The 20619-nt window shown below is 66.0% G+C and carries 15 protein-coding genes and 1 pseudogene; 3 read left to right on the top strand and 13 right to left on the bottom strand.

Translation table 11 applies throughout. The features are described 5' to 3' along the window. Positions 1-3: 3 nt before the first annotated feature. The 7 genes and pseudogenes from tssG to P0M04_RS29685 form a co-directional block, all read right to left on the bottom strand. Positions 4-1085 (bottom strand): annotated as a pseudogene (tssG, locus tag P0M04_RS29655) (type VI secretion system baseplate subunit TssG). After that, the gene (tssF, locus tag P0M04_RS29660) at positions 1049-2890 is read right to left on the bottom strand and encodes a type VI secretion system baseplate subunit TssF (RefSeq protein WP_259450139.1); all 1842 of its coding nucleotides are present in this window, start codon (positions 2888-2890) and stop codon (positions 1049-1051) included. The pseudogene tssG and the gene tssF overlap by 37 nt, the downstream one beginning before the upstream one ends. A 1-nt stretch (position 2891) precedes the next feature. Continuing rightward, a complete protein-coding gene (gene tssE / locus P0M04_RS29665) occupies positions 2892-3386 on the bottom strand; it encodes a type VI secretion system baseplate subunit TssE (RefSeq protein ID WP_259450140.1) in 495 nt (164 codons plus the stop codon). 15 nt (positions 3387-3401) lie between these two features. Continuing rightward, on the bottom strand, positions 3402-3896 hold the full coding sequence (locus tag P0M04_RS29670) for an Hcp family type VI secretion system effector (protein WP_105377364.1): 495 nt from the start codon (positions 3894-3896) through the stop codon (positions 3402-3404). A gap of 51 nt (positions 3897-3947) precedes the next feature. Then, positions 3948-5435, bottom strand: coding sequence for a type VI secretion system contractile sheath large subunit (gene tssC, locus P0M04_RS29675; protein ID WP_259450141.1), 1488 nt, complete (start codon positions 5433-5435; stop codon positions 3948-3950). A 2-nt stretch (positions 5436-5437) separates the two neighbouring features. Beyond that, positions 5438-5941 carry a type VI secretion system contractile sheath small subunit gene (tssB, locus tag P0M04_RS29680; protein WP_259450142.1) on the bottom strand — a complete coding sequence of 168 codons (504 nt, stop codon included), beginning with the start codon at positions 5939-5941 and terminating at the stop codon, positions 5438-5440. 31 nt (positions 5942-5972) lie between these two features. Further along, positions 5973-6581 carry an outer membrane protein assembly factor BamD gene (locus P0M04_RS29685; RefSeq protein ID WP_259450143.1) on the bottom strand — a complete coding sequence of 203 codons (609 nt, stop codon included), beginning with the start codon at positions 6579-6581 and terminating at the stop codon, positions 5973-5975. A 322-nt stretch (positions 6582-6903) separates the two neighbouring features. Between P0M04_RS29685 and tssK the strand changes: the two genes are divergently transcribed. Continuing rightward, positions 6904-8253: a type VI secretion system baseplate subunit TssK gene (tssK, locus tag P0M04_RS29690; RefSeq protein WP_259450144.1), complete on the top strand. Its 1350-nt coding sequence runs from the start codon at positions 6904-6906 to the stop codon at positions 8251-8253. 16 nt (positions 8254-8269) lie between these two features. Beyond that, the gene (gene icmH, locus P0M04_RS29695; RefSeq protein WP_259450145.1) at positions 8270-9034 is read left to right on the top strand and encodes a type IVB secretion system protein IcmH/DotU; all 765 of its coding nucleotides are present in this window, start codon (positions 8270-8272) and stop codon (positions 9032-9034) included. Positions 9035-9037: 3 nt separating this feature from the next. Here the strand turns inward: icmH and P0M04_RS29700 are convergent, their stop codons facing one another. The 3 genes from P0M04_RS29700 to P0M04_RS29710 all read right to left on the bottom strand — a co-directional run bounded on the left by P0M04_RS29700 (position 9038) and on the right by P0M04_RS29710 (position 12774). After that, positions 9038-9904, bottom strand: coding sequence for an aldose epimerase family protein (locus P0M04_RS29700; RefSeq protein WP_259450146.1), 867 nt, complete (start codon positions 9902-9904; stop codon positions 9038-9040). A gap of 103 nt (positions 9905-10007) precedes the next feature. Continuing rightward, a complete protein-coding gene (locus tag P0M04_RS29705; protein WP_371877338.1) occupies positions 10008-11198 on the bottom strand; it encodes a XylR family transcriptional regulator in 1191 nt (396 codons plus the stop codon). A 373-nt stretch (positions 11199-11571) separates the two neighbouring features. Further along, a complete protein-coding gene (locus P0M04_RS29710; RefSeq protein WP_259450147.1) occupies positions 11572-12774 on the bottom strand; it encodes a helix-turn-helix domain-containing protein in 1203 nt (400 codons plus the stop codon). Between the two features lie 315 nt (positions 12775-13089). Here P0M04_RS29710 and P0M04_RS29715 point away from each other — a divergent pair, with 315 nt between their 5' ends. After that, positions 13090-15204 carry a beta-galactosidase gene (locus P0M04_RS29715; RefSeq protein WP_259450148.1) on the top strand — a complete coding sequence of 705 codons (2115 nt, stop codon included), beginning with the start codon at positions 13090-13092 and terminating at the stop codon, positions 15202-15204. Here the strand turns inward: P0M04_RS29715 and P0M04_RS29720 are convergent, their stop codons facing one another. From P0M04_RS29720 to P0M04_RS29730, 3 genes are read right to left on the bottom strand one after another with little or no spacing between them, the layout of a single operon-like run. Beyond that, positions 15205-16125, bottom strand: a complete 921-nt coding sequence (locus P0M04_RS29720) for an alpha/beta hydrolase (RefSeq protein WP_259450149.1) — start codon at positions 16123-16125, stop codon at positions 15205-15207. It abuts the gene before it with no gap. A 20-nt stretch (positions 16126-16145) separates the two neighbouring features. After that, complete coding sequence (locus P0M04_RS29725; protein WP_259450150.1) at positions 16146-18626, bottom strand: glycoside hydrolase family 31 protein; 2481 nt, start codon at positions 18624-18626, stop codon at positions 16146-16148. Then, complete coding sequence (locus tag P0M04_RS29730) at positions 18623-20617, bottom strand: glycoside hydrolase family 97 protein (RefSeq protein WP_259450151.1); 1995 nt, start codon at positions 20615-20617, stop codon at positions 18623-18625. Before P0M04_RS29730 ends, P0M04_RS29725 begins: the two co-directional genes overlap by 4 nt. Between the last annotated feature and the right edge of the window lie 2 nt (positions 20618-20619).

Here is a 20619-nt window from a genome sequence, read left to right on the forward strand (position 1 = left end):
CTTTCAGTTGGCGTGGATTTCGTAGCGCACGTCGGCGCGGTGTTGTTTTTGCGGGCCGTCGACGAGGAAGCCGTCCCAGCCCAGGCGGCCGCCTGCCGTCCGCGTGCCGGTCAGCGTGCTGCCCCGCACCTCGTCCGCACGCAGCACGAGCTGCACTTCGTATTCGAGCGACAGCCCGTGAACATGGTCACCATATTGCCCAGCGCGCGCGCCGCGCGGCCGCCCGGCAGGAAGGATTCGTAGGAAGCGAGATCCAGCGGGCCGATGACGAGGCGCAGGCGCAGGTCGCGCTGCCACACGCGCGTGCCGGCCATGGCGCCGCCGCCCAGCATGGCGTTGCCAAGGCCGAGCGCCGTCTGCTGCGCGGCGGGCACGTCGTACCAGCGGCCGATGAACTGTTCGGCGCGCACTTGTTGTCCGAAATACTCGGACAGCACGCGCGCGATCTGCACGCTGGACGCGGGCCGCTGGCGCATCGCGGTGGCGAAGTACGCGACGGTTTCGTCCAGCACGCCGTCGCCATGGTCGGACAGGCGCCGCCGCAGCGCCGTGTGGCCCATGCCTGCCAGCGACAGCAGCAGTGGCAGGAAGCCGTCCTGGCGGCCGCCGTATTTCAGCTCGAGCCGGTACTTGCGCCACGCTTCGTAGAACAGGGCCAGCGTGCGGGTCGAGAACGTGTCGAGGAAGGCGCGCGCGCTGTCGTCCCGTTCGGCGATCTGCTGCGCGGCCACCCGTTCCGTGTAGTGGGCGGGCAAGGCGCCACTTGAACCCAGAAGGCCCATGAACGTGGGCGTCAGGCGCACGTACTTCAGCTCCTGCGACTGCAGCGCGGCGGCCAGCGCGGCGCTCGTCGGCGCGACGGCGCGCGGTTCCGGCTGCAGCGACTCGATCTCGCTGGCCGGGAAGGCGAGCGAGGTCGAATTGGTAAAGCGCAGGAAGTTCGCGAGCGCGCCCTCTTCCGCCATGCCGCGCCGGCGCAGCCACAGCTCGATCATGCGCACGGCCTGGAAATACTGGAAGCGGTACGGCTGCGCGAACAGCCGCTCGATTACAGCAGGCTCAAATCGCCGCTTCGTGGCGTGCATCGCAGCAGCTCTCCTCCGGTCTTGTTCGAAATGATCACCAGTTGCGTGAAGCTGTTGGCGTGCACGTACAGGCCGAGGAAGCGCTCGACGATGTGGGCGAAGGCGTCGACGCCGCTGCCGACGAACGCCTCTTCGTCGATCGTCAGCCGCACCTCGATGCCGCGCACCATGCACGCGAACGGGTTCCCCGGCAGCCACGCCGTCGCGGGCCGGTGCTCGACGGCGAGGATGCCGCCGATCTGGCGCTGCGTCGAGGGTGAGCGCGGCAGGTCGTACAGGGTCAGCATCTCGCGGAACGCGGCGATGCCGCCGCCCGACAGCGACAAATGATTCAGCGACAGGTGCGAGATCAGGCGCCAGTGGGCGCCGCGCCCGCGCTCGAAGCGGTACGACGGCGTGGGCTTGCGCAGGAAGCTGATCGACTGCACCGTCGATCCCCCCTCGATGAACAGGTCGCCGCCGCGCACCCCATACGACAACAGGGCCGGCAGGTCGCGGTTGGTGCACGTGAGCTCGATGCTGAGCGTGTCTGTCTCCACCTCGGCCGGGTCGAAATCGATGTCGACGAGGGAGATCTGCGTCTCGTAGCCCGGGCTGCGTTCGGCCAGCAGCGGGTCGCGCCGCATGATCCAGTAATGACCGCTCTTGTCGGGCATCTGGCCGTGGCGCAGCGAATAGAACGGCCGGAATTCCACGATGGATTCGCCCTGCGGCGTCTGGCGCACGAGGCGCACGCTGTCGATGGATTGCACCTCGAACGCGAAGGCGCGGCGCGCGTCCGCCAGCACCGGATAGCTGGCCGTCGTGTGCGTCAGGCGGATCGGCTCGCCGCGCTGGCGGAACAGGTTCACCACAGGTGTGCAGCCCAGCAGCAGGTTCGTCGCCGACAGGGTGCCCAGCATGCGCGCGGCGTTCGAGTCGGCGCGCAGGCCGGACAAGGCCAGGTGCAAGGTGATGGTGCGCGTCCCCGCCGGCAGCACGGCGGTCAATGCGGCCAGGTCGATGTCGAAGAAGTTGAACTTCTCCGGGAAGCAGAAGTATTCGGTGAGCAGGCGGTAGGCCGTGTGCGAGCGGGCCGGGAAATCGATCAGCGCTTCGTCCTCGCCGAAGCCGGCCGGTTGCAGCGGAATCTTCGACAGCGGCACCCAGCGGCCATTGCCGTCGGCTTCCGCATAGGCACACACGCCGCGCATGAACAGCGCGTCGCGCAGCGCGGCGCAGAACGACGGCTCGCCGTCGATGAACACGCGCAGGCTCGCGAGCTTCAGGCCCGCGATCGGATTCGCGCCGGTGGCGGCCAGCGTGATCGACAGCTTTGACGTCGCCTGCGGCGGCGGACGCACGGCGTCGGGCGCGTCGAGGATGGCGTCGAAGCGGGCGCGCGCCAGGTCCAGCGGCGCCACGGTCACGGGGTACGCGGTGCGGAAGGTGCACGGCGCGCCGCGCACGGGGCGCGTGGCGAGCTGCGTGCCGCGCGGGATCTCGCCGGCGGCGCCGGGCTGCGCGGCGGCGCCGCCGAAGTCCATGCGCGCGATCGAGCAGGACGGGAACGGGCGCAGGTAGTGCGGGTACAGGACGTCGAGCAGCGCCTCGGTGAATTCGGGGTAGTCGTCGTCCAGGCGCTTGGCGATGCGGGAGTTCAGCAGCGCGAACGATTCGATCATGCGTTCGATGTGCGGGTCTTCGCACACTTCGCCGCCGATGAGCAGCTTGCCGGCGATCCTGGGGTAGCGCTCGGAGAATTCGCGCGAATGGCGGCGCAGGAAACCGAGCTCCTGCTCGTAATACGGTAATAACTGGTCCAACTCAGGCTCCCGGCGCCGCCGGACGGCGGGCCTTGCTGATGGTGTAATGCTGGCTGGAGGGCTGCAGCACGGCGTCGAAGTTGACCGGCTCGTGCGCCGCGCTCACGACCATCAGCGCGGTGATCGAAAAATTCAGGCGGTTGACGGCATCGTCGCGCAGTTCGAGGCGGGCCTGCACATTGCGCAGGCGCGGTTCGTGGCGCGCGATGGCCGCTTCCAGACTTCTGCAGATGAAGGCGCGGTCGTCGGTGCTCGACAGCGACAGGCCCGCGAAATCGTGCAGGCCGTACGCGACGATGGAACGCGCGCATTCGGGAAAGCGCCGGAATGCCTCTTCCGGCATCACGGCACGGGTATTCAGCAGCGCCTCCAGGTCGCGCGCCACCGAATCCTTCATTTCCTCGAGCGAGACGCGCGGCACGGTGCCCGTCTGGGGCTGGCCCGGCCGGTCGATCAGACGATCGAACAGGCCCGGCATGAATCCTTTGGCGGACATCGTGCCGGCGCGCTATCAGGCCGCGATCTTGTTGGCCGACAGGTCCCAGCCGCCCGACGTGTTACCGCCCGTGCCGCCGTTGACCTTCTGCTGGGTGTACTTCCATTTCACCTTGGAGTACTTGATCGACACGTCTTCGGTCAGGATGTTGCCCTGCTCGACGGACGGCGAGACGCTGGAGATCAGGACGTTTTCCAGTTCGATCTCGAAGTACTTGACGCGCTCGCCCTGGCCGTCGGCGCGCAGGAACTCGAACTTCGCCTTCGGGATGGTCTTGCCCGAGGAGCAGGTCTGCAGCAGGATCGGGGTGGCCAGGTCGGCCAGCTTCGAGACGACGATGTCCTTGTGCTCGGTGCGCTCGGCGGTGTGGCCGCCGCCGGTCGACGCGGTGGCCGATTTCGGTTGCAGGACTTCCCACTGGACGCTCTTCACTTCGATCCAGTCCTTGTGTGCGTTGTCGGCGGACTCGCCTTTGATGCCGTCGATTTGCAGGTAGACGTCGATTGCCATGTTGTGTTCTTCCTTTCAGTTCAGTTGATACGGGGGGGACTACAAAGTGAATCAGGTGGCCGATGCGGGCAGCTCCGCGACGAGGCGCAGCGACACGGACAGTTCGTCGAGCTGGAAGTGCGGACGCAGGAACGAGACGGCCCGGTACACACCCGGACGGCCCGGCACTTCCTGCACCTGCACGCTCGCTTCGCGCAGCGGGAACTGCGCCTTCTGCTCCTGGCTCGCGTTGTCGTCCAGCAGGACGTACTGCGTGAGCCAGCGGTTCAGGAAGTCCTCGACGTTGGACGCGGCGGCGAAGCTGCCGATCTTGTCGCGCATCATGGCCTTCATGTAGTGGGCGATGCGCGAGACGGCGAAGATGTACTGCAGCTGGGCGGACAGCACGGCGTTCGCGTTGGCCGCGTCGCTGGCGTACTTGCGCGCCTTCTGCGCCGACTGCGCGCCGAAGAAGGCCGCGTAGTCCGTGTTCTTGCAGTGCACGAGCGAGATGAAGCCGAGGTCCGACAGCTCCTTTTCGCGGCGGTCGGTGATGGCGATCTCCGTCGGGCATTTCAGCGCGATCTCGCCTTCATCCGTCTTGAACGTGTGGGTCGGCAGGTTTTCCACCAGGCCGCCGCCTTCCACGCCGCGGATCGCCGCGCACCAGCCGTAGTCCTCGAACGCGCCCGTCAGCTTGGTGCCGAACGCATAGGCCGCGTTGCACCACAGGTATTTGTGGTGGTCGGTGCCGTCCACGTCCTCGACGTAGTTGAAGCCTTCGGTGGTGGCGCCGTCGGCCGGGTTGTACGGCAGGCGGCCGAGGAAGCGCGGCAAGGTGAGGCCCACGTAGCGCGCGTCTTCCGATTCGCGGAACGCCTTCCATTTCGCGTATTCGACGGTGTCGAAGATCTTCGACAGGTCGCGCGGCTTGCCGAGATCCGAATAGCTTTCGAGGCCGAACAGCTCGGGCGACGCGGCCGTGATGAACGGCGCGTGCGCGGCTGCCGCCACGTGCGACATCTGCTCGATGAAATACATGTCTTCCGGCTGGCGCGTGATCTCGAAGTCGCCCAGCAGCGCCCCGAACGGCGCGCCGCCGAAGGTGCCGAATTCTTCTTCGTAGACCTTGCGGAACATGGTGCTCTGGTCGAACTCGATGGCGCTCTGGAAGTCCTTCACCAGTTCGCGCTTGGTCGCGTTGAGCATCTTGACCTTCAGGTTCGGGCCCGTCGCCGTGTTGTTGACGAGGTAGTTCAGGCCCGTCCAGCTGGACTCCAGCTTCTGGAATTCCGGTGCGTGCATCACGGCCGACAGCTGGGCCGAGATCAGGCGGTCCAGCTCCGCCACGCGGGCGTCGATGGTGGCGGCCAGGTTGTCGGACACGACGACCGTGCCGTCCATGACCTGGTTGACCAGTTCCGCGATCAGGTCGCGGGCGCGCGCATGCTCGGCGCTGGATTTCGCCACCTTGCTCTGCTCGACGATCTGGTCGAGCAGGTCGGCCTCGGGTGCGATGGGAGTATCGGCCGCGAGGGCCGCGTTCTGGAGTGCGGACATGATCACTCTTTCGTCGTCGGCTGGCCGAGCTTGGCCAGGGTTTCGGTACTGTTCAACACGTCGTTGAGCAGGTCTTCGAGCTTGTCGTTACCGGCCAGCTTGTTGCGCAGGTCGGCCAGCTTGGTGCGCGCCTCGAGCAGCTTGCGCAGCGGCTCGACCTGGTTCACGACGGACTCGGGACGGAAGTCGTCCATCGAGCGGAACGTCAGGTCGACGGCGAACTGGCCGCCCTCGCCCGTGAGTTCGTTGTCCACGCGGTACGTGGCGCGGGGCTCGATGCCCTTCATGACTTCGTCGAAGTTGTCGCGGTCGATGCCGACGAAGCTGCGCTCCTTCAGGCGTTTTTGCGGGACTTCGGAGTTCCCGCCGAAATCGCCGACGACGCCGACGACCAGCGGCAGCTCCTTGTTCTCGATCGCGTCGCCGATCTCCACGTCGTACGTCATTTGCACGCGCGGCGGGCGGACTTTCTGCAGTTTTTTCTGCACACTGGAATTTCTGGACATGGGATTCCCCTGTGGGTTTGTTGCGGACGTGTTATTTCAGTGCGCCGAACGGATCGGCACCGGACGCGCCGGCGGCGACGGCCTGCTTCGCCTTCGGTTTGATGCGGCCCTTCGCGACGGCTTTTGCCGGCGGCGTGGCCTGCACGGGCGGCGGCACGAGGATCTGCTCGCCGAGGCTCTCGCGCAGCAGCTTGGCCAGGTCCTGCGACTCCGTCTTGATCGAGCCGGACAAGTTGTTCTGGCGGCTCAGGTCGGCCAGGGCGCGCGTCGACAGGCGCAGGCCGCTGATCGCGATGATGCTGTTGGCCAGGCGGTCGTTCGGGTCGCGCACCAGCACTTCCTGGGCGCTGACGATCGCGTCGCCGTACTGGCCGGCGTCGTAGCGGGCCTGGGCGATGCTGGACCACGGTGCCTTGTCGGACGGGTAGGCGGCGGCCGCCTCCTTCCACAGCGTGACCGCGTCTTCCTTGCGGCCGGCGGTGCTGGCCTCGTTGGCCTTGGCGAGCAGCTCGTCCATCGTGGGCACCGGCGGCTTTTCGGCCAACTCGGGTTTCGTCGTCGCGCAGGCGGACAAAAGGATGGCGCAGGCGGCGGCGCCAACGAAACGGCTCAAGCGGCCAACGGGAAATGCAGGGGTCATGCGGGTCCTCGCAAAAGGGTGAACTAAGTGATGCCTTGGTATTAACTTTGTAAAACTTTTTTTATAGTATCAGAATTGTTTTATTGATCAACCTCAATTTTATTTACAATCGTACGCGGGTCTCTGAGTAGTGAAATGCTCACCAATTCCCACTATTTCCCTATGATTTCGCTTGTAACCCGACGGCATTTCACGTTATGCCAAAGAAATATCACAAATTATCACACGGAAAATTTGTGTCATAATCGTGCGCTCCATTTCCATAAGAAATGTTACTCTTCTGCCATTTTCATTTTCAGCAGCGCCAAGGGATAACCAACGCATGAGCGGCAAAATCTTATGGGGCGAGGGACTGTTCCTCCGCCCCCAGCATTTCCAGCAACAGGACCAGTACCACGAGGAGCGGCTGCACCGCACGGCGGGCCTGCTGCACCCGTATGCCTGGGGCGTCGTCGCCGTGCAGGTCGATCGCGACGCGCTGGCCAACGACGCGCTGCGCCTGCTCGAACTGTCGTTGCGGTTCCCGGACGGCGAGCTGTACTCCGCGCCGGGCGGCGATGAACTGCCGGACGCCGTCGACCTGAGCCAGCTGCCGCAATCCGTGCAGACCGTGACGTGGCACGCCGCCCTGCCCGGCTTCAAGCCGTACGGCGCCAACTTCAGCGGCCAGCGGACAGACGGCGACGGCGCGCACGCCGCACGCTTTTCCCAGCTGGACCGCGACACGCCGGACCTGTACACGCAGGCCGCGAGCGCGCAACTGACCTACCTGCGCAAGACGGTGCGCCTCGTGTCGGACGCGGAACCGCTGGACGCCTATGTGCACGTGCCCGTGCTGCGCCTGCGCCGCGCGGCCACCGGCGGCTTCGAGCTGGATGGCTCGTTCGTGCCGCCCAGCCTGACGATCAGGAGCGCGCCGCTGCTGTTCCTGCAGCTGCGCCGCCTGCTGGATGCGCTGCAGGCGAAGGTGAGCGCGCTGTACGGCCACCACCGCGAACCGAGCCGGCACGTGATCGAATTCCGCTCGGGCGACATGTCGTCGTTCTGGCTGCTGCACACGGCCAGCACGGCGTGCGCGACGTTGTCGCACTACTTCCACCATCCGTCGCTGCATCCGGAACGGCTGTACGAACAACTGCTGTCGCTGGCGGGCAGCCTGATGACGTTTTCGAAGAGCTGGACGCTGGCCGACCTGCCGCCCTACCAGCACGCGGACCCCGGCCCCGCGTTCGCGACGCTGCACCAGATCATCCGCGAACTGCTCGACACCGTGATTTCGTCGCGCTACTTCGCCATCGCGCTGCGCGAAGTGAAGCCGTCGTACTGGCACGGCATGCTCGACTCGGAAAAGATCGACGACAAGACGACGTTCTACCTGGCCGTTTCCGGCGACATGCCGGCCAGCGAACTGCTGGACGTGGTACCGCTGCGCCTGAAGATCGGCGCGCCGGACGACGTGGAAAAATTCGTGCTGTCCGCGATGCCCGGCGTGCGTCTCGTGCACGCGCCGCAGGTGCCGGCCGCCGTGCCGGTGCGGCCGGACGCCGTCTACTTCGCGATCGAAGCGAAGGGCCAGATGTACGAGCGCATGCTGCAGGCGCAGTCGATCTCGATCTACGTCCCCGGCAGCATGGCGGACCTCAAGCCCGACCTCGTCGCCGTGACCTCCTGAACCCTAGAGACCCACCATGACCACCGCAACCGCACCTTCCCTCATGGCCGCCGGCAGCCCGGCGTCCGCGCCGGCCGCGCCGCAGACGCTGCTGGACCTGATGTACGACGGCTTCTACGCCCTGTTCATGCTCAAGAACGGCAACGGCCCGCAGGACGACGCCGCGTTCGCGCGCAAGATGACGCAATTCCTCGACGACTTCGGCCGCAACGCGCGCAAGCAGAACGCGTCGCCGGACGACGTCGACGCCGCGAAGTACGCGTTCTGCGCCGCGGTCGACGAGATCATCCTGCGCTCGCACTTCACGATCCGCGACGCGTGGGAACGCCGCCCGCTGCAGCTGCAGCTGTTCGGCGACCAGCTCGCGGGCGAACACTTCTTCGAACGCCTGGAACAGTTGCGCGCGCGCGGCAGCGCCCACGTGGAAGCGCTCGAAGTCTTCCACATGTGCCTCCTGCTCGGCTTCCAGGGCCGCTACATTCTCGAGGGGACGGAAAAGCTGAACTACCTGACGTCGCGCCTGGGCGACGAGATCGCGCACATGAAGGGCAAGCGCGGCGGCTTCGCGCCGCACGCGGAACGTCCCGACCAGATCCGCCACAAGCTGCGCAGCGACCTGCCGCTGTGGGTGCTGTATTCGGTGTTCGGCCTGATCTGCGTGCTGGGCTACGTGGGACTGCGCACGTCGCTCGGGCACACGAGCGAGGCGCGCATGAATGCGTACAACGATGTCGTCAAGATGGCGCCGCGGGCGGCGAACCTGACGATCACGCTGCCTTGACAGTTACGCCTGCAGTGAAAGCCGGTAGACGGTCGTCTGCCGGTACACCTGCCCCGGATGCAGCATCACGCGCGGCCAGGCCGCGCTCATGAGGCCGGGCCGTGCCTGGGCTTCGATGCGGAACGCGTCCAGGCGCTGCAGGCCCGGGACGCCCGCCCCGCTGCTGAACCGTACCGCCGCCTCGGTCGTGTGGATCTGGAGGCGGCGCCCGGAGGCCGGGTCGAACACGCGGGCCACTTCGCGCAACTGGCCCTGGCCGCCGGTGAAGTGGTTGCGGCAGCAGAAGCAGTGATCGAAGCCGCCGGCCCGCTGCAGCTGGGTGTCGGTCCAGCGCAGGCGCGGGCCGATGGCGGCGGCCTGGCGGAAGTCGAATGCCGTCCCGCCCACGGCGGCCACGCCGGCGGCCGTGCCGGCCGGTCCCGTCTCCTCGAAATAGTCGGCGTCGATCTGCACCATGTGGTCGCCCACGCCGGCCAGGCCGCCGGAGAGATTGAAGGCGGGATGTGCCAGCGACGCGAGCGGGATCGGCACGCCGGCCACGGCCTGGTACTCGATCGAGAGACCGCCCTCGTCGTCCAGCCGGTAATGCACGAGCATCCCGGCCCCGTCGCCGCCCGACGTGAGCGCCAGCGAGACGACGCCGTCCGCCTGGCGTCCCTCCCAGCGGGCGGAGCGGCCGCCGGACGGCGGGCCGGCGGCGTCGGACTGCACCACGTCTGCCATGCGGCCGTAACGGTCCGGCGCGACCCAGGCGCGCAGCTGCGCGCCCCGTTCGCCGATCGTCACGGTCATGCCGGCCGCGTTCTCGAGCGTGAACGAGCGTTCGCCGGCCATTGCTGCCGGAGCGCCCGGAATGAGGTGGATCGTCATTGCAGTCTGGCTTCCCGATTTCCGATATGAAGCCATTCTCCCGGCCCGCGCATGGTGTTTCAATTGCGAAATTCACCAACGGGCCGAACGATTCTCGCCGATGCTACGCCGCGGTGCGCTCTCCCATCGCCCGGTCGCGCCAGGCGCGCGGCGTGCAGCCGAGTTCGCGCTTGAACACGAGGTGCATGTATTGCGTCGACGTGAACCCGCAGCCCAGCGCCACGTCCGCGATGCTGCGTTCGCCGCTCTCCAGTCCCGCCTTGGCGGCTTCCAGCTTCGACTTGAGGATCATGTCGTGCACGCTGCAGCCCAGCTCCTGGCGGAAGTAGACTTCCAGCGAGGAGCGCGACACGCCCACGTACTCGGCCACCTGGTGCGTCTTGATGCCCTGGCACGCGTACTGGCGGATATAGTGGCAGGCCCGCATCACGTGCGGATGCTTGACGGCCTGGAAGCGGCTCGACGCGAGCACGTTGATGCCGGCCGGCGGCACGAGGATGCGCGTGTTCGACAGGCGCACGCCGTGCAGCATCTGTTCCAGCAGGTGCGCCGCCGTGCGGCCCATCTCGTGCGCGCCCTGGATCACGGAACTGAGCGGGATGCGGGTCAGCATGCGCACGAGAGGGTCGTTGTCGATGCCGATCAGCGCCACCTGCTCCGGCACCGAGATGCCGGCGATCGCGCAGGCCTGCAGCAGCTGGCGCGCGCGCGCGTCCGTGACGGCGATGACGCCCACCGGCTTGGGCAGGCTGCGCAGCCAGTCGATCTGGCCCTGGACCGCCGCGTCCCACGACGCGGCGCTGGTCTCGCAGCCGCGGAAGATCTCCGCTTCCATCCGGTCTTCCGCCATCAGGGTGCGGAACGCCCGCTCGCGCTCCTGGGCCCAGCGGCTTTCCTGCGCTTCGGGCAGGCTGAACATGGCAAAGCGTTGCAGGCCGACGTCGATCAGGTGGTCGCGCGCCAGCTTGACGAGCTTGAAATTGTCGGTCGCGACATACGGGACGCCGGGCGGGTATGCGGCCTCGTTCGCATAGGAACCGCCGACGCCGACCACCGGTACCGTGCAGCCGGATAACGCCCTCACGACGGCCGGATCGTCGAAATCGGCGATGACGCCATCGCCCTGCCAGCGATCCATTCCATTCAAGCGCAGGCGGAAATCCTCTTCCAAAAACAAATCCCAAGCCACACGCGTACCGCCCAAATGGCCGGCAATTCCGGCAATCACGTCGCGATCGAAGGTTTTGTTTCCGTTGAATAGCAGCGCTATCCGATAAGCTTTCGTCGTTTTCACTATTGTCGTCTCCCTGTGAAACTATTTTTATTTTGTTTCCGGGCTAAACGGCCCGGTATGGCATGTTTAGTAAACAGATAAAACAGCAACGAGGAGATCAGGCGGCATCACGCCCGGCAAATCGGGGCAAACAATGGATGATGTGTTCCGGCAGCCGGATAGATGCGCTCATTGCGAGCACGCGGCTGGAATGGGATGGGCACGGGACATGCGCAGTCATGGGATGGTTCCTCGTAGCGTGACGGGGTACCGGTGGCGGCCCCCCTTCAGCTCAAGAATAGGACCCCACCCCGGGGCGCCTATAACGTCAGCAAGTGGATTTCTTTCACCGTGCAGAAAGTACGATCACTTTTGCAGGGATTGGAAGGCTGGATCAGCCGTTTCCCACCATTTTTGGCGGCGGCTCGGTGGCCGCGGACGCGGCGTCGGGTGCCAGCGTCCGGAAGGACTTCGGCGTGCAGCCGTATTCTTCCTTGAACAAACGGTTGAAATACGACACGTTGGCGTAGCCGACCGAATAGGCGATCTCGGCCACGGTAGCGGTGCTTTTTTCCGTCAGCAGGCGCGCCGCTTCCGTCAGCCGCAATTTATTCACATAACCGGTAAACGTCATGCCGAGTTCGGTTTTGAGCAGGTCGTTCACTTTATTCCGGTTGGCGCCGGTGCCCGCCACCACGCTTTCCAGATCCAGCTCGGGATTCGTGTAATTCGTCGCGATGAATTTCAGGACGGATGCCTTTTCCTCGTCCCGATACGGTTGCACGGTCAGCTCGCGATAGGCGACCAGCGGCAAATCCTTTTTCAATCTGGAATTCAGGCTCGCGGCCAAAGTCCGGGTATGGGTGCGAAAAAACCAGAATCCGAATAAAACGCAGCTCATCGCCAGAATCACCGCGAGCGCGACAATATACCGATAATCGCGCCCCTGTAATTTGATATTACTGAACTCCACATGGGAATCGACGTCGAACGGCGTCTGCGGACTTGACCCGAATGAAATGACCGCCACCTTGCCCAACTGGTAATCCTGGGACGATATCGGCAGCTTCATCACCGACAGCCACCACCCGGCGACGGTCAGCCGGCGCAAGTCGATGGTCACCGGGACGCCCTGCTCGTTGCACGAAAAGAACGTACTGGTCGGCCGGTGGGTGTAAAGATCTCCCTTGACGGAGACTTTATCGTCGAACGCCGTGATACCCAGCGTCAGCGGATAGGCGGGCGAACAGCGCGCGACGAACGTGATGGTGTCGTATCCGCGCAGGTCGACCGTGGCCTGCTCGCCCTTCGCGTCTTTGGCAATGAAGCGCGCGCCGATGAACGGATACTTGCCGACCTTTGTCAGCCGGTAGTCGAACGCCACCGAGCCGGGGGCGGACTCCCGCAGCTTGGACGTCGACGTACCGCCCATGATGCTGTCGCTCACGGCAACGGGTTCCCAGCGGGTGCCGTTGCGGAGCACCGGCGACAGCGAATAGGTCGGATGGCTGAGGAAAATGAACAGCGCCGCCAGCAGCGCATCCACGATCAACAGCGCGATCAAATAAAGCAGCGACTTCTTGTAAAACTCTTGCATTGACGTACGGCCGTTGAGTGATCTCCGATCGCCCCGATCATAACAGCCCGGTCAATACGATGGCAAAAAAAAGGGGCGGCCCAGGGCCGCCCCGTAAAACCTACCATGCCAGGCGGTAGGAGACTACCCCGCCATTGTGGAAGCCATGACGCGCCGCCGCAATTGTGAAAAATGCCAGCCCCCCATACGAAATTGCCCAGCGCCGGGACCTGCGACAAATCGTATGGCAGGAAGCGAATTTCGTAATTGCTCCACCCTGCCCGACACGTCAGAATGCCTGACTATCCAGACCTGTATCCATAAGAAAGGCAACGAATGTTCACACGGAGACTCCTCCCGCTCGCGCTGGCGTGCGCACTCGCAGGCGGCGCATGCGCGCCGGCGGCGGCCGCGCAGCCGGAATTGCCGACCGTCCTGTACGGCGCCGCGTATTATCACGAATACATGCCCTACGAGCGGCTGGACAAGGACGTCCAGATGATCAAGGCGGCCGGCTTCAATGTCGTGCGCCTGGGCGAATCGACGTGGAGCCTGTGGGAGCCGGAAGACGGCCGCTTCGACACGGCGTGGATGGACCGCGTCGTCGACGCGATGGGCAAGGCCGGCATCAAGGTCATCATGGGGACGCCCACCTATTCGATCCCCGCGTGGATGGCGCGCCAGTACCCGGAAATCCTCGCCACGAAATTCAACGGCGCGAAGAACACGTACGGCATGCGCCAGAACATGAACACGGATTCCCCAGCGTACCGCTTCTACGCGGAGCGCCTGATCCGCCGCATCGTCGCGCACTACAAGGACAATCCGAACGTCATCGGCTGGCAGGTCGACAACGAGACGGCCAGCTACGGCGCCGCCAACGACGACGTCTTCATCCGCTTCCAGCACTACCTGGAAAAGAAATTCGGCACGCCGGAAAACCTCAGCCGCGCCTGGTTCCTGAACTACTGGGGCCAGGACCTGCATTCGTGGACGGACCTGCCCCGCCCGGACGGCGCCCAGAGCACGGGCTACAAGCTGGAATGGTCGCGCTGGAGCCAGATGCGCGTGACGGACTTCCTGCACTGGCAGGCGCAGCTCGTGCGCGAAGCCGCGGGCCCGCGCCAGTTCGTCACGCACGATTTCGCCGGCGCGCTGCACGGCGACGTCAACGAAAGCGCCGTCGCGCAGAAGCTCGACGTCGCCGGCGTGAACATCTACCACTGGGGCACGCAGGACCAGTACAACGGCGCGGCCCAGAAGCTGGACGGCGACTTCACGCGCTCGCTCAAGGGCGGCAACTTCCTCGTCACGGAAACGAACGCGCAGACGACCGACTGGAGCTCCTCGTTCCAGTACCCGCCGTACGACGGCCAGTTCCGCCAGGACGTCTACACGCACCTGTCCAACGGCGCCGACATGGTCGAGTACTGGCACTGGGCGTCGATCCACGCGAACCAGGAGACGTACTGGAAAGGCGTCCTCTCGCACGACCTGGAACCGAACCGCGCGTACGCGGAAATGAGCCGCACCGGCAAGGAACTGCAGAAAATCGGCCAGCGCCTCGTCGGCCTGCGCATCCGTAACGACGTGGCGATCCTGTGGAGCCGCGACTCCCTGAACGCCATCAACGACATGCCGTTCGCGAAGCAGTCGCAATGGGGCGGCGGCGGCAGCAATGCCGACTACGGCTCGGAAGTGCGCCAGATCCACCGCGCGCTGTACGACCTGAACGTCGGCACCGACTTCGTGTTCCCGGACACGGCCGACCTGTCCGCGTACAAGGTCCTGGTCGTCCCGATGCTGTACATCGCCGACGACGCCCTGCTGCAGCGGATCGCCGAGTTCGTGCGCAAGGGCGGCCACGTCGTGATGGGCATGAAGAGCGGCGTCGCGAACGAGAACGCGGCCGTGCGCTGGACGATGGCCCCGGGCCCGCTGCGCCAGGTGCTCGGCTTCCACTACCAGGAATTCTCGAACCTCGCGCAACCGCTCGCGCTGAAGGGCGACCCGTACCAGGCCGGCGACGACAACAAGGTGCGCCACTGGGCCGAGTTCCTGCAGCTCGATACGGCGAAGGCGCTGGCCTGGTACGACCACCCGTTCTTCGGCCGCTGGCCGGCCATCACGGCGAACCAGTACGGCGCGGGCAAGGCCGTCTACGAAGGCACGTATTTGTCGGACAAGCTGCAGAAGGCCGTCCTGCAATCCGTGCTGCAGGAGAAAGGCCTGATCGGACCGGACCAGCAACTGCCGGCCCACATCCAGGCGCGCACGGGCGTCAATCGGTTCGGCAAAACGGTCCGCTACTACTTCAACTACTCGGGCAGCCCCGCGACGTTCACGTACCGCCACAAGGCCGGCACGGACCTGCTGACGTCGCGCGCCGTCAAGGGCGACGAGACCGTCACGCTGGCGCCGTGGGATCTCGTCATCGTCGAAGAAAGCTGATTATCGGAACAGCAGCTGGGCGTAGTGGTACAGGTTTTCCGCCCAGCTGTCCCGGTCATGCCCATACCCGTCCACGTTCCACACGTGGGCGACACCCTGCTCGCGCAGCTGGCGATGCACGCCCTGCGCGACGTTGATCAGGCCATCGCGGTTGCCGCACGACAGATACACCAGTTTCAGCCTGCCCTTCGCCTGCGCCGCCTCGCCCGCCAGTGTCGCGGGCGCTTCCGTGTTCGGCGCGGGCGAGAAGCCCGCCACCCAGTTGAACGCTTCCGGATGCCCCAGGCCGAAGTTCAGCGCCTGCCCGCCACCCATCGACAGGCCGCCGATCGCGCGATGCGCGCTGTCCTTCAGCGTCGCATACGCGGCGTCGACGGCGGGAACCAGCGAATCCAGCAGGTCGCGTTCGAAGCGCGCGAAGCCGGCCGCGTTTTCCGGCGTGAAGACCTTGTTCTCGGGCGGCGAGCGGTCGTCCGCCAGCGCACGGCCGTTCGGCATCACGACGATCATCGGCACGATCTTGCCGGCAGCCGTGAGATTGTCGAGGACGTCCTGCGCGCGCACGTAGCCGCGCCACTCGTCCTGGTTGCCGCCGATGCCGTGCAACAGGTACAGCACCGGATAGCGCCGCGCCTTGTCGTAACCGGGCGGCAGCCACACGTTGGCCGTGCGGCGCTTGCCCGTGACGCTGGACGCGTACGTGAACGTCTCCACCTTTCCTTGCGCGCGGCCCGGCTGCGCATCCGCGAATCCGGCCGGCGGCGGCGCGAAGGCGCGCACGTCGTCGGCGGCGAGGACGATCGGGCGGGCGAAGTTGGCGCGGGCCTTCTCGGCATTGACGTCCGTGTCCTGCGCGTGGGCGGCGGTACCCAGCGTGCACAGGACGGCAGCCGCCAGGGTCGAAGCGAATTGCATCTTCATGTCTCGGTTCCTGAATGGGATTATTGTTTGATCGTCACGGCCCGGCCATCGTACACGAGATCGCGCGCCTTGCCGTCCCGTCCGACGACGACGACCTTGAACCGGCGCTTCGTCTTCATGCCGGGGAACGTACCGCGGCGTTGCGCGATCGTCAGCTTGCGCGCCGCGTCGTCCCAGTGCATGTCGGTGAGCGCATATTCGCCGCGCTCGTAGCCCCATCCCTCTCCGGCGTCTTCGTAATACGTGTAGTCGCCGTCCGCGCCCGGATAGATTCGCAGTTCGACCGGCGCGTCAGGCTGTTCCGACGCATATTGCACGCCCGGGCCCATCGGCACGATGCTTCCGGCCTTCACGTGCAGCGGGATGCGGGCGAGCGGCGCGGCCACCGTCACCGTCCGGCCGCCGGCGACGCGTTCGCCCGTCCAGAAATCGAACCACGTTCCCGCCGGCAGATACACGTCGCGGGTGCGCGCCGCGCCATCGATCGGCGTGGAGCCGGCCGCGTAATACATCGGCGCCGTCACGGGGCTGACCATGATGCCGTCGCCGAACAGCATCTGCGATTTGAGGTCGTGCGTGCGCGGGTCATGAGGGAACGCGAACGCCACCGGGCGGATGAACGAGGCGCCGCGCAGGTGCACGAGACCGGCCTGCGAATAGATCGCCGGCAGCAGGCGGTAGCGCAGCCGGATGGCATCCACGATAGCGTCGTAGAACGGCGTGCCCGGCTCGCCGAAGTGCCAGGGCTCGCGCGGCGTGTCGGTGCCGTGGCTGCGGAACATGGGCAGGAAGGCGCCGAATTGCAGCCAGCGCGTGTACAGCTCGCGATAGCCCAGGTCGGCGACGCCCTTGTCGTAGTCGCCATCCATGAACCAGGGCTTCCCGTGTGCGGTGAAGAATCCGCCGATGTCGAACGTGATGTAGGGGTTGCCCGACGCGCTGTAGCTCTGGACCGCCGCAACCTGTTGCGCGAACACGGGCCATTTGGCCGAGATATCGCCGGTCCATGCGACGACGCCCGCCGCCTGGCTGCCGGGATAGGCGGACCGCGTCAGGTTCACGAGCCGCCTGTCGGGCGCCTGCCGGCGCCAGTTGCGCATGAAATGCTGCGCGTCGACGAGCGCATAGGCGTTCAGGTACTGCGGATCCATCACGCGCGCCAGGCCGTCGACGTTGACGTCGTCGGCACGGTCGGAACGCTTGGCATCCCACGTCCAGTCGGCCACTTCCGGTTCCGTCGAATCGCACCACCACGCATCGATGCCGTGCCGGCCCAGGTATTTCCACACATTGCGGAAATAGACGTCCGCCGCCTCTGGCCGGAAGAAATCGACGTACGGCGTACCGCCGCTCAGGTAGCCGCCCTCCTTCAGTTCCTTGCCGGGCGCATCGAGCGGGCTTGGATTCGGCCAGATCGAGATCATGACGTGCGCGTTCCGGTCGTGCACGCCCTTCGTCATCGCGGACAGGTCCGGATAGCGCGCCGCTTCCGGCACCGGGCTGCCCCAGCGGCCCTCCGTCCAGTAATTCCAGTCCTGCACGATGACGTCGAGCGGGATGCGGCGCTTGCGGAATTCCTTCACGGTGTCGACGACTTCGTCCTGCGTCTTGTAGCGCTCCTTCGACTGCGCATAGCCGAACGCCCAGCGCGGCAGCATCGTCGCGGCGCCGGTCAACTGGCGATAGCCCTTGACCGCGCCATCCATCGACGGCCCGAGGATGAAGTAGTAATCGAGATCGTCCACGACGTCGCCCGTGACCGACGTCCCCGTCTTCCCATCCGCGAACGTCATGGCGCTGTAGGTGTCGAACAGGAGTCCGTAGCCGCGCGTCGACACGACGAACGGGATGGCGATCCGCAGGTTGTGTTGGTACAGCCGCCTGGTTTTGCCGCGCAGGTTCAGGTCCGCGGTCTCGTCGAAGCCCAGGCCGTACAGCGCTTCGCCGTCGCCCAGGCGGAAGCGCGCCGTCGCCTTCCACGCGTCGCGGTCCTTCTCCTGGACATATTTACCGGCCACCTGGCGGTCGCCGTCGACCGTCTTGACGATGGAAACCGTCGCCGGATCGGGCACCGACTTGAGGACGGCCACCCGCTGGAACGCGCGCGGCGCCGCATCGTCCTCGCGCAGGACGACCTCGCCGGCCGCGTTGCGGAACACGAGCGCGCCGGTCGTCCGGTTCACGGCCACGCTCAGCTGCGCCGAGCGCAGGACGCGGGCCTCGCCTTCGTCTCTTGCCGTCACCGTACCCGGCCGCTCGGCGACCTCCGCCCGCATCAGGTGCGCGGACGAGGACCAGTCCTTGTTGCGCGTGGCCGTGACGTGCACGATACGGTCGGTGACGAAATCGACCCTGACACGGGTGTCGTCCACCCGGTACTCGATACCGCCGCCGGCCTCGCGCACGTCCCGGATCGCGGCAAAGGCCGCGTCCTGGCACAGCACGAGCAGGGATGCCGCCAGCGCGATCCGGAGCGGCCGCCGCATCATTGCGCGGCTCATTGCGCCGCTTTTGTCAGCGTGACCACGGCGCCGCCCGAACCGGCGAGCGTCAGCTTCAGCCGCGTCTTGTTCGTGACGCGTGCGCTGCGCGCGGCCAGGTGGTTGCGGTCCTTGCCGTCTTCCAGGATCTCGGCCGAATAATTCGCGCCCGCCGCCAGGAAGTCCAGCGGCACGTCGACCGTGCGTCCAGATTCGTTTGTCATCGCGCCAATGTACCACGTGCTGCCCTTGCGGCGGGCGGTCACGATGTACTGGCCGATGTCGCCGTCCAGCACGCGCGTCTCGTCCCACGTGGTCGGCACGGCGCCGATGAACTTCGCGCCGTCGGCCCACGTGCCGTCCGCGTTGCGGTAGACGTCCGGGCTGTCGGCCACCATGCCGAACGGCGAGTCGTACACGACGTACATCGCGACGCCCTGGCCGCGCGTCGTCTGCACGAACGGCTTCACGTTGCGGCGCTGGCCCATGAAATCCTTGGCCGCGATCGAGCGGAAGCCGCCCGGCGTGTAGTCGATCGGACCGAGGATCATGCGCGTGAACGGCAGGGTCACGTTGTGGGTCGCCGTGACGCGCGCACTCCACTTGTTGTACTCGGCGCCCATCACGCCTTCCTGCGTCATGTAGTTCGGATAGGTACGCGTCAGGCCGTCCGGCGGATACGCGCCGTGCAGGTCGACCATCAGGTGGTGCTTGGCCGCCTTCGACAGGATCTTGTGGTAGAAGTCCACCATGTCCTGGTCGGTGCGGTCCATGAAGTCGACCTTGATGCCCTTGATGCCCCACGATTCGTACAGCGCGAACGCGTCGTCCATCTGGCGGTCGAGCTGCTTCCACTGCAGCCAGACCCAGACGCCGATGCCCTTCTCCTTCGCGTAGCGGATGATCTCCTGCATGTCCATCTCGGGGACCGGCTTCAACGGATTGGACGGCAGCGGTTTTTCCGAACTGCCTTCGTACCAGCCTTCGTCGATCAGGATGTACTGCAGGCCCAGGCTCGCGGCGAAGTCGGTATAGGCTTTATACGTCGCCGTGTTGATGCCGGCGCCGGGCATATCGACGGCCCAGCCGTTCCACCAGTCCCACGACGCCTTGCCCGGCTTGATCCAGCTGGTATCCGCGATCGCCGACGGGCTGCCGAGGGTCGGGATCAGGCTGGACGCCGTCAAGCCACCCGGCGTGTCGGCCACCATCACCACGCGCCATGGCGTGGCGAGCGGCGCGTCGGTCAGCTTCGTGCGCACGGCCGGCCCCTGCACCTGGACGTCGCCATCGTAGTGAGGCGCCAGCACGACCGACACTCCCAGGCCGCCGTCGCCGCGGCCGGAATAATACGCGCCCGCATAGCCGCGCTTGTCCGCTTCGGCGATGGCGAACGTGGTCTTCTTGTTGCCCGTCTTGCACACGAGCGGCGCGTCGAACGTGTGGTGCGGACGGATGGTGGATGCCGGCACGGGGTCGAATTCGCCTTCGTGCGAGCTGTCGAAGCGGCCCGGGTTGAAGCCCCAGCAGCGGTAGTCGGCCGGGAAGTCGAAGCGCGTGGCCTCGCCGCTGATGCCCAGGTCGGCCACCTGCTGGCGCGGCAGCACGTAGCGGAAGGCGACGCCGTCGTCGTAGGCGCGGGCGACCAGGTTCACCTTGATCGGCTTGTCCTTGCCGGCCAGCTGCAGCTCGACCTGGCTGTAGCGGTCCGCCACGCTGGACGCCTTGCCGGCGACGGGGCGCCACGTCTCGTCGACGGTCTTGTTCTCGACGCCGGTCACGCGCAGCGTGGTGCCGTCCAGCGCGCCCTGGGTCGTGGAGAGGCCGAGGGGCGATTGTGCGATCACCGTGACGCCGTCGCGGATGACCGTATATTCCAGCTTGCCGTCGGCGGCGGTGAGTTCGATGCGGGTGCGGTGGTCGGGCGAGACGACCGTGTACGGCGCGGCGGCGTGCGCCGGCAGGGCGGCGGCAACGGCGACGAGCGCCGGGATCAGGTGTACGTGTTTCATGT

The organism is Telluria mixta, assembly GCF_029223865.1.
Lineage (GTDB): Bacteria > Pseudomonadota > Gammaproteobacteria > Burkholderiales > Burkholderiaceae_D > Telluria > Telluria mixta.